The sequence below is a fragment of the Conexibacter stalactiti genome (genome assembly GCF_033542075.1).
GTDB lineage: Bacteria > Actinomycetota > Thermoleophilia > Solirubrobacterales > Solirubrobacteraceae > Conexibacter > Conexibacter stalactiti.
Window position 1 is genome coordinate 157,047 of record NZ_JAWSTH010000001.1, and the last position, 13,920, is coordinate 170,966.

13 protein-coding genes and 1 pseudogene are annotated in these 13,920 nt (G+C 73.9%); 5 read left to right on the top strand and 9 right to left on the bottom strand.

Going from position 1 to position 13,920, the window contains the following annotated elements; all coding sequences use genetic code 11:
- Positions 1-52: 52 nt before the first annotated feature.
- Positions 53-1,486, bottom strand: coding sequence for an MFS transporter (locus R7226_RS00695; protein WP_318595091.1), 1,434 nt, complete (start codon positions 1,484-1,486; stop codon positions 53-55).
- Between the two features lie 99 nt (positions 1,487-1,585).
- Here R7226_RS00695 and R7226_RS00700 point away from each other — a divergent pair, with 99 nt between their 5' ends.
- Positions 1,586-2,437, top strand: coding sequence for an intradiol ring-cleavage dioxygenase (locus tag R7226_RS00700; protein WP_318595092.1), 852 nt, complete (start codon positions 1,586-1,588; stop codon positions 2,435-2,437).
- Between the two features lie 23 nt (positions 2,438-2,460).
- The gene (locus R7226_RS00705; protein WP_318595093.1) at positions 2,461-2,844 is read left to right on the top strand and encodes a cupin domain-containing protein; all 384 of its coding nucleotides are present in this window, start codon (positions 2,461-2,463) and stop codon (positions 2,842-2,844) included.
- On the opposite strand, the gene R7226_RS00710 is transcribed toward R7226_RS00705, so the two are convergent.
- The 3 genes from R7226_RS00710 to R7226_RS00720 are packed head-to-tail and all read right to left on the bottom strand — an operon-like array spanning position 2,841 to position 5,559.
- Complete coding sequence (locus tag R7226_RS00710) at positions 2,841-3,614, bottom strand: serine/threonine-protein kinase (RefSeq protein WP_318595094.1); 774 nt, start codon at positions 3,612-3,614, stop codon at positions 2,841-2,843. The two genes, R7226_RS00705 and R7226_RS00710, sit on opposite strands and share 4 nt — an antisense overlap.
- The gene (locus R7226_RS00715) at positions 3,611-5,356 is read right to left on the bottom strand and encodes an ABC transporter ATP-binding protein (RefSeq protein WP_318595095.1); all 1,746 of its coding nucleotides are present in this window, start codon (positions 5,354-5,356) and stop codon (positions 3,611-3,613) included. Before R7226_RS00715 ends, R7226_RS00710 begins: the two co-directional genes overlap by 4 nt.
- Before the next feature lie 50 nt (positions 5,357-5,406).
- Positions 5,407-5,559, bottom strand: coding sequence for a hypothetical protein (locus R7226_RS00720; protein WP_318595096.1), 153 nt, complete (start codon positions 5,557-5,559; stop codon positions 5,407-5,409).
- A 172-nt stretch (positions 5,560-5,731) separates the two neighbouring features.
- Here R7226_RS00720 and R7226_RS00725 point away from each other — a divergent pair, with 172 nt between their 5' ends.
- Genes R7226_RS00725 through R7226_RS00735 form a run of 3 tightly spaced genes read left to right on the top strand, consistent with a single transcriptional unit; the run spans position 5,732 to position 8,315 of the window.
- Positions 5,732-6,241 carry a hypothetical protein gene (locus R7226_RS00725; RefSeq protein ID WP_318595097.1) on the top strand — a complete coding sequence of 170 codons (510 nt, stop codon included), beginning with the start codon at positions 5,732-5,734 and terminating at the stop codon, positions 6,239-6,241.
- Positions 6,238-7,668 carry a sensor histidine kinase gene (locus R7226_RS00730; RefSeq protein ID WP_318595098.1) on the top strand — a complete coding sequence of 477 codons (1,431 nt, stop codon included), beginning with the start codon at positions 6,238-6,240 and terminating at the stop codon, positions 7,666-7,668. The genes R7226_RS00725 and R7226_RS00730 overlap by 4 nt, the downstream gene beginning before the upstream one ends.
- Positions 7,665-8,315 carry a response regulator transcription factor gene (locus R7226_RS00735; protein ID WP_318595099.1) on the top strand — a complete coding sequence of 217 codons (651 nt, stop codon included), beginning with the start codon at positions 7,665-7,667 and terminating at the stop codon, positions 8,313-8,315. The genes R7226_RS00730 and R7226_RS00735 overlap by 4 nt, the downstream gene beginning before the upstream one ends.
- Here the strand turns inward: R7226_RS00735 and R7226_RS00740 are convergent.
- The 5 genes and pseudogenes from R7226_RS00740 to R7226_RS00755 form a co-directional block, all read right to left on the bottom strand.
- Positions 8,305-8,535 (bottom strand): DUF559 domain-containing protein, encoded by a 231-nt coding sequence (locus R7226_RS00740; RefSeq protein ID WP_318595100.1) that lies wholly within the window; start codon positions 8,533-8,535, stop codon positions 8,305-8,307. The two genes, R7226_RS00735 and R7226_RS00740, sit on opposite strands and share 11 nt — an antisense overlap.
- 541 nt (positions 8,536-9,076) lie before the next feature.
- Positions 9,077-9,193 (bottom strand): annotated as a pseudogene (locus tag R7226_RS31620) (hypothetical protein); the annotation flags it as partial.
- A 64-nt stretch (positions 9,194-9,257) separates the two neighbouring features.
- Positions 9,258-10,247, bottom strand: coding sequence for an asparaginase (locus R7226_RS00745; protein ID WP_318595101.1), 990 nt, complete (start codon positions 10,245-10,247; stop codon positions 9,258-9,260).
- 51 nt (positions 10,248-10,298) lie between these two features.
- On the bottom strand, positions 10,299-11,660 hold the full coding sequence (locus R7226_RS00750; protein ID WP_318595102.1) for an ammonium transporter: 1,362 nt from the start codon (positions 11,658-11,660) through the stop codon (positions 10,299-10,301).
- Positions 11,657-13,870, bottom strand: coding sequence for a sensor domain-containing protein (locus R7226_RS00755; protein ID WP_318595103.1), 2,214 nt, complete (start codon positions 13,868-13,870; stop codon positions 11,657-11,659). Before R7226_RS00755 ends, R7226_RS00750 begins: the two co-directional genes overlap by 4 nt.
- Positions 13,871-13,920 lie beyond the last annotated feature (50 nt).

Genomic DNA, 13,920 nt, shown 5'->3' on the forward strand with positions numbered 1-13,920 from the left:
CGCGCGAGGAGTGCGGATCTGTGCGTCGCATGGGTGCACAGATCCGCGGTGCTCACCGCCTCCGCGGCAGCGCCTGCACCAGCAGCGCCACAGCAGCCGACAACCCCGCCACGGCGATGAGGGACAGCTCGAACGCCTGGGCGATGTCGTCCGGGCTCGGCGTCGCGCCGAGCGAGCCATAGAACAACGCGCCGACCACTGCGATGCCGAGCGCGTTGCCGACCTGCTGCGCGGTGCTAAGCACGCCGCTGGCGGCGCCGGCGTGCTCGGGCTTCATGTCGGCCAGCACGGTCGCGATCAGCGGCGCGGTCAGCAGTCCCATCCCGACGCCGTCGAGCACGAGCGCCGGCAGCAGCAGCGCGATCTCGCCGCCGGCCCCGACCGCGCCGACCGTCAGCACGAGACCGGCGAGCGCCACCGCCCGCGTCAGCCCGCCGAGCGCCAGCAGCTGGCGGCCGAGGCGCCCGGCGAGCCCCTGCGAGACGATCGACGCGGCGAGGTAGCCGACGGCGAGCGGCGTGAAGACGAGGCCGGAGCCGAGCGCGTCGAGTCCGCGGCCCTCCTGCAGGTAGAGCGCCAGCACGAGGAAGAACGAGCCCATCCCGGTGTAGAAGAGGATCGTCGCCAGCAGCCCGACCGTGAAGGCGCGCTCGCGGAACAGCGCCGGGTCGACGAGCGGGTCGCCGCCGCGCGCGGCGAGACGGCGCTGCGAGATCGCGAAGCCGGCCAGCAGCGGCAGCGCGGCGGCGAGGCAGAGCCACGTCCACAGCGGCCAGCCGTGCTCGCGGCCGAGCACGAGCGGCAGGACGACGGCAACGAGCGCCAGCGTCGCCAGCAGCGCGCCGCTGAGGTCGAGGCGGGTCGCGCCGTCGGCGCGCGACTCCCTGATCGCGTACGGCGCGAGCGCGAGCGCGGCCAGGCCGATCGGGACGTTGACGAGGTAGCAGGAGCGCCAGTCGAGCCCGAGCAGGTCGACGTGGATCAGCAGCCCGCCGATCAGCTGGCCGCAGGCAGCGGCCAGGCCCATCACGAGGCCGTAGACGACGAGCGCCTTCGCGCGCGCCTCGCCCGCGTAGGTGATGCCGATGATCGACAGCGCCTGCGGCGTCATCAGCGCCGCCGCGGCTCCCTGCACGACGCGTCCGGCGATCAACGTCGTCGCGTCCGGCGCGAGGCCGCAGACGGCGGAGGAGAGCGTGAACAGCGCGAGCCCGATCGAGAAGACGCGGCGGCGGCCGACGAGGTCGCCGAGCCGGCCGCCGAGGATCAGGCCGGCGGCGAGCGCGATCCCGTAGGCGGCGATCACGAGCTGCATCGCGCCGGCGCTCGCGCCGAGGTCGGCCTGCGTCGCGGGGATCGCGACGTTGACGATGAAGAAGTCGAGCGTGACGATGAAGGTGCCGGTGAGGACCACCGCCATCGCCAGCCACGACGGTGCCGCGCGCCGGGCGGCGGGGAGCGTTGGGGTGAGGCTGGTGGAGGACATGGCGACACCGTCTCGCGAGCGTGGGCGCGCGTCGATTACGCGCGAGGTAGGTGCACCCGCTCCCAGGCCGCTCCCAGGAAGCGGGCGTACGGTGGAGCGATGCACGAAGAGATCAGAGCCAGTCGTCTGCGCGTGACACGCCGCCGGGCGCTGTCGATCGGCGGCACGCTCGGCCTCGGTGGCTTCCTCGCGGCCTGCGGCGGCGACGGCGGCGGCACGACGACCGTCGAGACGAGCGCCGGCACGACCGCGACCGTCCAGCCGTCGACGACCGCGGCCTCCGACGTCGTCGCGCTGCTCGACAGAGCCGCGACCTGCACGCTGGCGCAGGAGGAGACGCAGGGGCCGTACTGGTTCGACGTCGACTCGATCCGCAGCGACGTGCGCGAGGACCGGCCCGGCACGCGGCTGGAGCTGGCGCTGCGCGTGCAGGACATGTCGCAGTGCGAGGCCGGCGGCGAGGCGGCACCGGTCGCCAACGCGGTCGTCGAGATCTGGCATTGCGACGCCGGCGGCAGCTACTCCGGCTTCGAGTCGGGCGCGATGGGCCCGCCCGGCGATGCCGGCTCCGGCGAGACCTCCGACGGCTCCTACTCGCAGGGCGACAGCGAGGCGACGACGAGCGACGACGGCACCTACCTGCGCGGCGCGCAGGCGACCGACAGAAACGGCGTCGCGCAGTTCACGACGATCTACCCCGGCTGGTACCAGGGCCGCACCGTCCACATCCACCTGAAGGTCCACGTCGACAAGCGCACGGTGCTGACGACGCAGCTGTACTTCGACGAGGCGCTCAACGACGAGGTCTTCGCGACGGCGCCCTACGACGAGCGCGGCGGTCGCGACATGACCAACGACAGCGACGGCATCTTCGACCCCGTCGGCCTGCTCGACGTCAGCCGAGAGGACGACGGCTACCTCGGCGTGATCAACCTCGGCGTCAACGCCTGAGGCGGTCGCGCTAGCCTCGCCCCATGCACCTCGCCCGCTACGACACGTTGGAGCCCTTCATCACCGCCGACGGCTCGACGATCCGCGAATGGGCGGGACCGGGCTACTCGCCGGCGAGACACCAGAGCCTGGCGGAGGCGACGCTGCCGCCCGGCACCGCCACGATCGCCCACTACCACCCGAGAGCCGAGGAGCTGTACCTCTTCACCGCCGGCCGCGGGAGGCTGCGGGTCGGCGACGACGAGCGCGACGTGCAGCCGGGCGACTGCGTCGTGATCCCGCCCGGCACCGTCCACAAGCTGTGGAACAGCGGCGACGCGGACCTCGTGCTCGTCTGCGCCTGCTCGCCCGCCTACTCGCACGAGGACACGATCCTCGTCGAGGGCGATCAGCCGCCGGCCGACTAGAGCGACGCCAGCGCCGCCTGCAGCTCGGCGAGCGGCGGGCGGTCGGCCGCGATCGGCTCCAGGCACGCGTCGACCGCCTCCGCCAGCGGCTTCGGGAAGCGGGGGCGGAGGGAACGGACCGGCGCGGCCCGCTCGCTGCGCTGATCGCGCTCGTCGAAGGGGTTGACGCCGGTCGCGGCCTCCCACAGCACGGTGCCCAGCCCCCAGACGTCGGTCGCGGCCGTGACCTGGTCGCCGGCCGCCTGCTCCGGCGCCATGTTGCACCAGGTACCGCGCCCGGCGGGGATTCGCCCGGGGCGCTGCGCGATCGAGAGGTCGAGCAGCTTCGCGCGGCCGCTGTCGGCGACGACGTTCGACGGCTTCAGGTCGAGGTGGAGGATCCCCTCGCCGTGCAGGTAGGCGAGCGCGGACGCGAGCTGACGGCCCAGCTCGACGACGTCGCGCGCGGGCAGGTCGCGGCGGTCGAGCAGGTGGGCGAGCGTCTCGCCGCCCATCGTCTCCAGCACGATCGCCGGGCGCGGCGCGCGGTGGACCTCGTAGCCGCGCGCGATGTGCGGGTGGGTCAGCCTGCGCAGCAGCCGCCCCTCGCGCAGCAGATCACGCACGACGTCGTCGCGGCCGACCCGGTCGGGCCGCACCGTCTTGACGACGACCGGGCAGGCGCGCCGCTCGCAGTGGGCGGCGTAGACGTCGAGGTGGCGCGAGCGGTGCAGGTGAGCGGTCACGCGCACGCCGGGCGCCAGCTCGCGCCCGGCCGACAGCGTCCTCATGCGATCGCCTCCACCATGGGAAGGGCGTTGGGCGCCCGCAGCTCCACCACCCGATCCGCACGCGCGATCACGGCCGGGTCGTGCGAGACGACGATCGTCGTGCGGCCGGGCAGCAGCGCGTCGAGCGCGCTCAGCACCTCCTCGCGCGCCTCCGCGTCGAGGCCCGTCGTCGGCTCGTCGAGCACGACGACGGCGCTGCCGCGGACGATCGCGCGCGCGATCGAGACGCGCTGGCGCTGGCCGCCGGAGAGCGCTCGGCCGCGCTGGCCGACGCGCGCGTCGAGCAGCTCGGCGATCCCGACCGCGCGCGCGACCCGCTCGACCTCCGCGGCGTCCGCGTCGGGCCGGCCGTAGGCGATGTTGTCGCGCACGCTGCCCTCGAACAGCAGCGTCTCCTGCGCCAGCAGCCCGACGTGTCTGCGCACGTCGCGCAGCGGCAGCCCGCGCAGGTCGTGGCCGTCGAGCAGGACCTCGCCGGCGGCGGGGTCGGCGAAGCGCAGCAGCAGTCGCGTCACGGTCGTCTTGCCGGCGCCGCTGGGGCCGGCAAGCGCGACGCACTCGCCCGGCTGCACCACGAGCGAGCAGCCGGCGAGCGCGTCGCGCGCCGCACCGGGATAGGCGTAGGTGACGTCGCGCAGCTCGACCCGGCCACGCACCTCAGCGGCCGGCAGCGGCTGCGCGCCGGGCCGATCGACCACGGCCGGCCGCTCGTCGAGCAGCTCGATCACGCGCTCTGCACCGGCCGAGGCGGCGTAGAGGCTGTTGACGAGGCCGCTCAGCTGGCGCACCGGGCTGTAGAGCTGCGACAGGTAGGCGAGGAAGACGAGCAGGCCGCCGATCGTGAGGTCGCCGGAGCTGAGCGCCCAGACGCCGAGGCCGACGACGACGAGCGCGCCGAGCAGCTCGATCAAGTCGACGAGCGGGGCGAACAGCGAGCGGATCCGCGTCGAGGCCAGCTCGGCCTCCATGATCGCCGCGTTCTCGCGCCGGAAGCGCTCCAGCTCGTGCTGCTCGCGACCCATGCTCTGCACCAGCGCGGCGTTCGCGAGCGACTCCTCGGCGACGGCGGTCAGCGAGCCGGAGCGGCGCCGCTTCTCACGCGAGGCGTGCTTGATCAGCCCCGAGAAGCGGCGCGCGGTCAGCCAGAAGAGCGGCACGACGACGAGCGAGACGAGCGCCAGTCTCCACGACAGCAGCAGCAGCGCGCCACTGAAGAAGACGATCCGCGCGACGGCCGAGATCGCGTCGCCGACGCCGGTCAGCACGAACCGCTCGATCGCCTGCACGTCGGAGGTCAGGCGCGAGAGCAGGTCGCCGAGGCGGCGGCGGTCGAGCACGTCGAGGCCGAGCCCCTGCACGTGCGAGAAGAGGCGCGCGCGCAGGTTCAGCAGGAAGCGCTCGCCGACCCACGCCGCGAGGTAGTCGTCGCCGAAGCGGACGATCCCGTTGACGAGCGTGAGACCGAGGTAGATCCCCGCGAGCGGCAGCAGCGCGGCGGCGTCGCGCGGCACCAGGACGTCATCGACGACCAGCTTGAAGAGCCAGATCTCGGCTGCCTCGATCGCCGGCACGAGCACGAGGAAGAGGACGCCCGCGGCGATCGCGGGGCGGTAGGGGCGCGCGTCGGGCCAGAAGCGGCGGAAGATCTCGCGCATCGGCACCGGCGGCGCGGCGGCGACGGCCTCCTGCCCGTCGGCGACGGGCACGAGCAGGCGGTGGAGGCGTTCACGGAGACGGCGCATGGAAGAAGAAGGCGGCCGGCCGGCGCTCACGGCGCCGGCCGGCCGTCGGATCACGTGTTGGTGTTGCGACCCGTGTTCGTGTTGCGACGGCGGCGGCGCCGACGACGGCCGTTGCCGTTGCCGCGCCGGCCGGTGTTCGTTCTCGTGTTGGTGCGGCTGCTCGACGACGCGAGCGCCGGCGTGACGGCGGTGAAGAAGGCCATTTCGGTGGCACCTCCGGGGTGAGGGATCAGTGACGAACGGCAGCCTCCCCACGCGCCGTGAGAGGTCTGTGAGCCGATCGCGAGAGCGTTCTCACGTGCGCAGCGGGAATCATGAGGTCGCTCTCATGTCGAATCCATCGCCATCTCACGCGCGCAGGCCAGCGTGCGCGGCGTGCCCCGCATGCGCCTGATCGCCGTTGTCGCCGCCGCGCTCGCGATCGCCGTGCTGGCAGGCGCGGCGGCCGCGACGCTGTTGACTCCGGCGGCGCCGGAGGCGGTCCGTGTGATCGAGGTCGACCCGCTCGCCGGGCACTCCGCCGCCGACCTGGCGCGCGAGCGCGCGGCGGCGCAGCAGCGGCGCGGCGCGGCGCGGCGCGCGCAGCAGCGCGAGCGGCGTCAGGCTGCCGCGCGCGAGCGGGCACGGCGCGAGGCGGCCGAGCGCGCGCGCGAACGGCGCGAGGCGCAGCAGCAGCCGGTGACGCCGCCGCCGACGAGCGGGTCGACCGGATCGAGTGGAGCGAGCGGAAGCGGCGGATCGAGCGACGACCGCTCCGACGACGACGGCTTCGCTCCGCCGCCGACGCCCGAGCCGCCCGACCTCGACGACGACGACAGCAGCGGCCCCGGCGGCGGCGATGACGACGACAGCAGCGGCAGCGGCTCTGGCGGGGACGACGATTGACCCGTCCACCGGCCCGCGCGCGCGTCCTCTTCGGCGCGCGCGCTCGCATCCTCACCGCCTTCGTCGTGCTGCTGAGCTTCTCGACCGTCCTCTCGACGCTCGCGCTGCGCCAGATCCTGCTGGTGCGCGCCGACGAGCGGACCGACCGCACGCTCAGCCAGGAGGTCGAGGAGTTCCGCCGCCTCGTCGCCGACGGCCGCGACCCGCGCGACGGCCGCCCCTTCGACGGCGACGTGAGAGCGATCTTCGACGTCTACCTCGCGCGCAACGTGCCCGCCCCCGACGAGGACCTGTACACGCTGCTCGACGGCCGCCCCTACCGCTCCAGCGCGACCGGCGAACCCGACCCCGCCGTCGTCAGACGGCTGCGCACGCTGACGATGCTGAGCAGCGCGCGGCGCGGCACGATCGAGACCGCCGACGGCCCGGTCCGCTATCTCGCGACGCCGGTGCGCGTGGAGGGCAGGGTGCGTGGCGGCTTCGTCGTGACCGAGGCGCTGCAGCCGCAGCGCGATGAGGTCGACGAGGCGGTCAGGGTCGCCGCCGGCGTCTCGCTCGCGGTGCTGCTGCTCGCCTCGGCGCTGGCGTGGCTGGTTGCCGGCCGCGTGCTGGCGCCGCTGCGCGAGCTGCGCGACACCGCGCGCGAGATCGGCGACGAGGACCTGACGCGGCGGATCGAGGTGCGCGGCAGCGACGAGATCGCCGAGTTGGGCCGCACCTTCAACGCGATGCTCGACCGGCTGGAGCGGACATTCGACGTGCAGCGCCAGCTCGTCTCCGACGCCGGCCACGAGCTGCGCACGCCGATCACGATCATCCGCGGTCACCTGGAGCTGCTCGGCGACGACCCGCGGGAGCGGCGCGAGACGGTCGCGCTCGTGACCGACGAGCTGGACCGCATGGCGCGCTTCGTCGACGACCTGCTGACGCTCGCGAAGGCCGAGCGCAACGACTTCCTGCACCTCGGCGACGTCGACCTCGACGTGCTGACCGAGGAGCTGCTGGCGAAGGCGCAGGCGCTCGCCTCCGACCGCGTCTGGAGCGCCGACGCGATCGCCGTCGGACGCCTGCGCGGCGACCGCCAGCGGCTGACGCAGGCGGTCGTCAACCTCGCCCGCAACGCCGTCGAGCACACCGGCCCGGGCGACGCGATCGCGCTTGGCAGCGCCTTCGAGCGCGGCGAGGCGCGGATCTGGGTGCGCGACGGCGGCCCGGGCGTCGCCGAGGCCGAGCAGGAGCGGATCTTCGAGCGCTTCGCGCGCGCCGGCCGCTCCCGCCGCCGCTCCGACGGCGCCGGGCTCGGCCTCGCGATCGTGCGCGCGATCGCGGAGGCCCACGGCGGCCGTGTCGAGCTGCGCTCCCGCCCCGGCGAGGGCGCCACCTTCACCGTCGTCGTACCGGTCAGAGAGGAAGATCCCCAGCCATGACCCGCATCCTGATCGCCGAGGACGAGGAGCGGCTGGCCGCCTTCCTCGAGAAGGGTCTGAAGGCCGAGGGGTTCGCGACGACGGTCGTCGGCGACGGCGACACGGCCGCGGCGGTCGCGCACGAGGACGAGTTCGACCTGCTCGTGCTCGACCTCGGTCTGCCGGGCAAGGACGGCATGGACGTGCTGCGCGAGCTGCGCGCCCGCGGCAGCCGGCTTCCGGTCGTGATCCTGTCGGCGCGCGACGAGACGGTCGAGGGGCTGGAGCTGGGCGCCGACGACTACATGACGAAGCCGTTCCGCTTCGACGAGCTGCTGGCGCGGATCCGCGTGCGGCTGCGCGACCAGCCGAGCGCCGACACGCTCGTGCTGGCGGCCGGCGACCTCTCGCTCGACCTGCGCACGCGGATGGCGGCTGTCGACGGCAGGACGATCGAGCTGTCGGCGCGCGAGTTCACGATGCTGGAGGTCTTCCTGCGCCATCCCGGCCAGGTGATGAGCCGTGAGCAGCTGCTGTCGCACGTCTGGGGCTACTTCTACGACCCCGGCTCCAACGTCGTCGACGTCTACGTCGGCTACCTGCGCAAGAAGCTCGGCAAGGACCGCATCCGCACGGTCCGCGGCATGGGCTACGCGCTCAGCGAGTAGCGGCGGCTGCCAGCGCGCGGCGGATCACCGCGGCGGTCTGCGCAGAGCGGCGGACGACGTCGTCGTGGGTGAAGCGCAGGACCGTGCAGCCGTGGAGGGTGAGCGTGTTGGCTTTCTCGCGGTCGCGCGCGAAGGCCCTGCGGCTGCGGTGCGTCTCCCAGCCGTCGGCCTCGACAGCGAGCCGCGCCTGCGGCCACCACGCGTCGACCTCCGTGCTCACGCACCAGCCGCCGCAGCGCGATCTCGAGGCCCGAGCGCGTCAGCTGCAGCCCGCGCCGGCGCGTCTCCTCCAGCGCCGCGCGCAGGTTCGCGTGGCCGCGTCCGTGGCGGCCGCGCGTGCGCGCCATCGCCGCCTCGACCGCCCCGAGGTCGAACTGCCGCGCCCGCTCGGCCTCGGTGAGCGCATGCAGCAGCCGCTCGCGGTCGAGCAGCTCGGCGAGGTCGACGAGCGTGCGTGCGACGGTCGTGACCGGGATCGCGGCGACGGTCGTGACGTCGGCGGCGGCCAGGATGCGGCGGGGGAAGAGGCGGAGTCGCACCGTCGAGCGAACGTCAGCGGACGTCGAGACCTCGAAGCGACCGTAGCTCCAGTTGCCGAGGCCGTGCAGCGCGCCCGCGTCGCGGTGGCTGAGCACGGCGCAGTCACCGGCCGCCAGCACCGCCGCCAGCCAGCGCCCGTTGCGCGTCAGCCGCCGGTGGCCGACCGCGTAGACGCCACGATGGAGCGGCAGCAGCTGTCTGCGCCGCAGTCCGTGGGCGATCGCGCTCCGACCGACGCCGAGTGCAGCGAGCTGCCGTCGCGCGACCACGCCGTGCTGCACATCGGCGAGCCGCGCAACGGCCTGATCCTGTTGATGAGTGCGGTTCTGTGCATCCATGACGTGCACAGAGCCGCGGTCACCCGGAGATTCGCCCCCGGCTCGGGCGCCGGTTTCGCTTCGCTCAGCCGTCGTCCTGCCGAAACGCCCAGCGCACCTCTTCGACCGACAGGCCGCTGGCGACGCAGGCGAGCAGCTTCATGCGCGCCGCCTGGGGGGAGAGGAAGCCGACGGGGATGATCCCGGTGTCGCGCAGGTCCTGCTCGGAGCCGGCGTAGCCGTAGGTGCCCTGGAGGACGACGCCGCGCTCGGGGCGGCAGTAGGCGACGATCGGGATCCGCTCCGCCGCCTCGGCCCACAGCTCCAGCAGCGGCGGCGCGAGGTGGCCGGCGCCGAGCGTGCCGATCACGACGCCGTCGGGCTCGGTGTCGAGCGCCGCGCGCGCGAGCGTGCCGTCGTCGCCGGCGCCGGTCGGGACGACGTGGACGAGCTTGTCGAGCGCCGGCGGGTCCAGCGGCGGGTTGCGGGGCAGCCGCGACCAGATCGTCGGGTGGCCCTCGGTGACGCGGCCGAGCGGACCGGTCTGCGGCGAGGAGAAGGCGACGAGCGAGGTCGTGTCGGTCTTGCGCGCGCAGCGGGCGTGGTGGATCTCGCCGCCGAAGACGACCAGCACGCCCATCCCGGACGCCTCGTCCGAGTTCGCGACCGAGACGGCGTCGAGCAGGTTGGCGGGGCCGTCGGCGCCGGCCGCGGTCGCGGGGCGGATCGCGCCGGTGAAGACGATCGGCGCCTCCGCGTCGTGGATCACGTCGCACAGCATCGCCGTCTCCTCCAGCGAGTCGGTGCCGTGCGTGACGACGACGCCGATGCCGCGGCGGGCGGCGTCGCGCGCCTGGCGGCAGACCTCGAGCTGGTCGGCGAGCGTCAGGTGGGCGCTCGGCTTGTTGACGACGTCGACCGCGTCGATGTGGTCGCCGTCGGCGAGGTCGGGGATCGCGGCGACCATCGCGGAGGCGTCGAGCTGGGGTGTGGCCCCCGAGGGACCGCCCATCGCGATCGTGCCGCCGGCGGCGAGGATGCGCACGCGGCGCGAAGCGGGGGGACGTGAGGCCATCCGGCCAATCTAGCGAGCTGCCCGCGCCGGCCCCGCAAGGGCGCGCCCGGCTCAGCGCACCGCCGGCTCGTCGGCGACCGGTTCGACGCCGGCCTCACCGCCGACGATGAACTGCTCCGGGTAGCCGTACATGCCGTGCTCGACGAGGTCGAGCCCCTCCTCCTCCTCGGCCTCGGTCACGCGCAGGCCGAAGATCGCCTTGATCGCGGCGAAGGTGACGTAGGAGATCGTGAAGACGAGCGTGAAGGCGAGCACGACGCCGAGCGCCTGCACGCCGAGCTGCTCGAACGAGCCGTTGTAGATCAGGCCGGCCTGCCCTGGCGCACCGGGCGCGTCGGCGAGCCGCGGCGCGGCGAAGATCCCGCACGACAGCGTCCCCCAGATGCCGGCGACGCCGTGCGCGGAGAGCGCGCCGACGGGGTCGTCGAGCACGCGGTCGATCGCCAGCACCGAGACGACGACGAGCACGCCGGCGACGAGACCGATCAGCGGCGCCGCCCACAGCTCGACGAAGCCGCACGGCGCGGTGATCGCGACGAGCGCGCCGATCGCCCCGTTGCCGACCATGCCGACGTCGAGCCGGCGCGTCAGCAGCGTCACGGTGATCGCCGCGCCGACGACGCCGGCGGCCGCGGCGATGTTGGTCGCGAGCGCGACCTCGGCGAAGCGGGCGCCCGTGGTCGTGAGCGTCGAGCCGGCGTTGAAGCCGAACCAGCCGAGCCACAGGATCAGCACGCCGAGGCCGAACATCGGCATCGAGTGGCCGGGGATCGCGCGCGGCTCGCCGTCCGGGCCGTACTTGCCACGACGCGGGCCGAGCAGCAGCAGCGCCGCCAGGCCGCCGGTCGCGCCGGTCAGGTGCACGACGGTCGAGCCGGCGAAGTCCTGCATGCCGGAGCCGATCTGGCCGAGCAGCCCGCCGCCGAAGATCCAGTGCGCGACGAGCGGGTAGATCACGGCGGCGAAGACGACGGCGTAGATCGGGTAGGCGATGAAGCGGATCCGCTCCAGCGTCGTGCCCCAGACGATCGCGAGCGAGACGGCGCAGAAGACCATCTGGAACAGCACGAAGCCGCTGTCGGCGGGGGTCACCGGGCCGGCTATCGGGCTGCCGGGCGAGAGCGTCTGTCCGACGTGCAGGAAGAAGCCGGAGTCGCCTGCCAGCCACGCGCCGCCGCCGAACGCGAGCGCAAAGCCGCAGGCCCACCAGACGAGCGAGACGACGGAGAAGTTCAGCAGCACCTTCGCGACGACCGAGCCGACGTTCTTGCCGCGCGAGAAGCCGATCTCGAGGCAGGCGAAGCCGGCCTGCATGAACATCACGAGCACGGCGGCGACGACGATCCAGAGCGCGTCGAGGTCGAGCGTGACGCTCTCCAGCGTGCGCGCGCCGATCACGAGCGCCCCGGTCACGTCGGCACGCGCGCCGGGCGGCGGTCGAGTTGGTCGGCGGGGACCGGCCGGCCGAGCAGGAAGCCCTGCGCCAGCGGCGCGCCGTGCTGGCGCAGCAGCTCCAGCTGGGCGACGTCCTCGACGCCCTCGACGACGGTCGTCATCCCGAGCGCGGTGCCCAGCTCCAGGACCGCGGCGACGATCGCCGTCGAGCCGGGATCCTCGGGCACCCGTCTGAGGAAGGAGCGGTCGACCTTCAGCACCTGCACCGGCAGGTCGCGCAGGCGCGCGAGCGACGAGTGGCCGCTGCCGAAGTCGTCGATCGCGATCGCCAGGCCGGCCTCGTGCAGCTCGTCGAGCAGCGAGCTGTCACGCCGCTCGTCGCTCAGCACCGCGCTCTCGGTCAGCTCGGCGCAGAACTGGCCCGGCGGGAGGTCGTGGCGAGCGATCGTCTGCGCGATCGAGGCGACGAGGTCGGGCTGGCGCAGCTGGCGCGGCGAGAGGTTGAAGCAGAGCCGCGGGCGGAAGCCCTCCTGCGCCCAGCGCGACGCCTGCCGGCAGAGCGCCTCGACCACCCATGCGCCGATCCCCTCGATCAGCCCGGTCTCCTCCGCGACGGCGATGAAGCCGGCCGGCGGGACCAGCCCGTGCTCGGGATCCTGCCACCGCACGAGCGCCTCGACGGCGACCAGCACGCCGTCGTCGACGCGGTAGATCGGCTGGAAGTGGAGGCGCAGCTCGTCGCTGTCGATCGCCCTCCGCAGCCGGCTCGTCAGCGACAGCCGTTCGCGCGCCTCGCTGGCGCCGCGCTCGTAGAAGGCGACGGCGCCGCCGCCGGCGCGCTTGGCCTGGTGCATCGCCATGTCGGCGTGCTTGAAGAGCGACTCGGCGTTGTTGGCGTGGCCGGGGAAGAGCGCGATCCCGATCGAGGTGCCGATGTGGAACTCGGCGCCGGCGACCGCGAACGGCCGCTCCAGCGCCTCCATGATCCGCTCTCCGGCGAGCTGGGCGACGACCTGCGCGTCCTCCGCGCCGCAGTCGAGCAGCAGCATGAACTCGTCGCCGCCCTGACGCGCGATCACGTCGCCCGCGCGCGTCAGCTCGGCGACGCGCTGCGCCGTCTCGCGCAGGACGGCATCGCCGGCGCCGTGACCGAGCGAGTCGTTGACGAGCTTGAAGTTGTCGAGCCCGATCTGCACGAGCGCGACGGCGCCGCCGGTGCGGCGGGCGCGCGCGAGGTCGCGCTGCAGCTGCTCCTCCAGCAGCGCGCGGTTGGGCAGTCCGGTGAGGCGGTCGTGGTGGGCGAGGTAGGCGACCTGCGCTTCCGCGCGGCGGCGCTCGGTGACGTCCTCGCCGGAGCGCAAGACGGAGGTGACGTGACCGTCGGCGTCGCGCACGACCGCGTTGCGCCAGGCGATCTTGCGCTCCTCGCCGGCCTTCGTCAGCAGGAAGGTCTCATGGCGCTCCTCCGGCAGCTGCTCGCCCGCGACGAGCTTGCGGAGGACGTCGCGCGCCTCCTCGCGGTCGCCGGCCGGGACGACCGTCTCGTACCAGTCGCGGCCGACCAGCTCGTGCTCGGAGAAGCCGAGCAGCTCGCAGCCCTGGCGGTTGACCAGCTCCACGTGGCCGCTCGGGTCGAGCACGACGACGAGCGTCGAGACGACCTCCAGGTAGCGCTGCGCGCGGTCGCGCTCCTCGCGCAGGCGGCGCGCCGACTCGACCGAGCTGGTCACGTCGGCGACGGTCACGACGACGCCGCGGCGCGTCGTGCCGTGGGCGCCGCCGATCGGGCGCGCGAGGATCGTGATCCAGCGCTCGCCGCCATCGGGCGCGGCGCGGCGCAGCGTCGCGCGCACCGGCGCGCTCTGACGGACCGCCCGCTGGGCGGGGTTGTCCTGCTCGGAGAGCGGCTTGCCGTTGTCGTAGCGGAGCGTGTCGCGCCGCAGGACCGAGCCTGCCTCGTCGGCCATCTCGTCGGCGGTGACGCCGAGGATCCGCAGCGCGCTGGCGTTCCAGCTGAGCGGCTTCAGCTCGGCGTCGAGCACGACGACGCCCTCCTCGAGCCCTTCGACGACGGCGCGGCTGAGCCGTTCGGCGGCACGCAGCGCCTGGCGTGCGCGCTGCTGCGGCGCGGCGTCGACGACGAGGCCGCGGCTGACCAGGGGCCCGCCGCGCCTGCCGTCGCGGTCGCGTTCGCCGAATGGAGCGCTGAAGCTCGGACGAGAGCTCATCTCCACGGTTCCTCGACAGAAAACCGTTTCACTTGAGCCGTGGGCGGCGT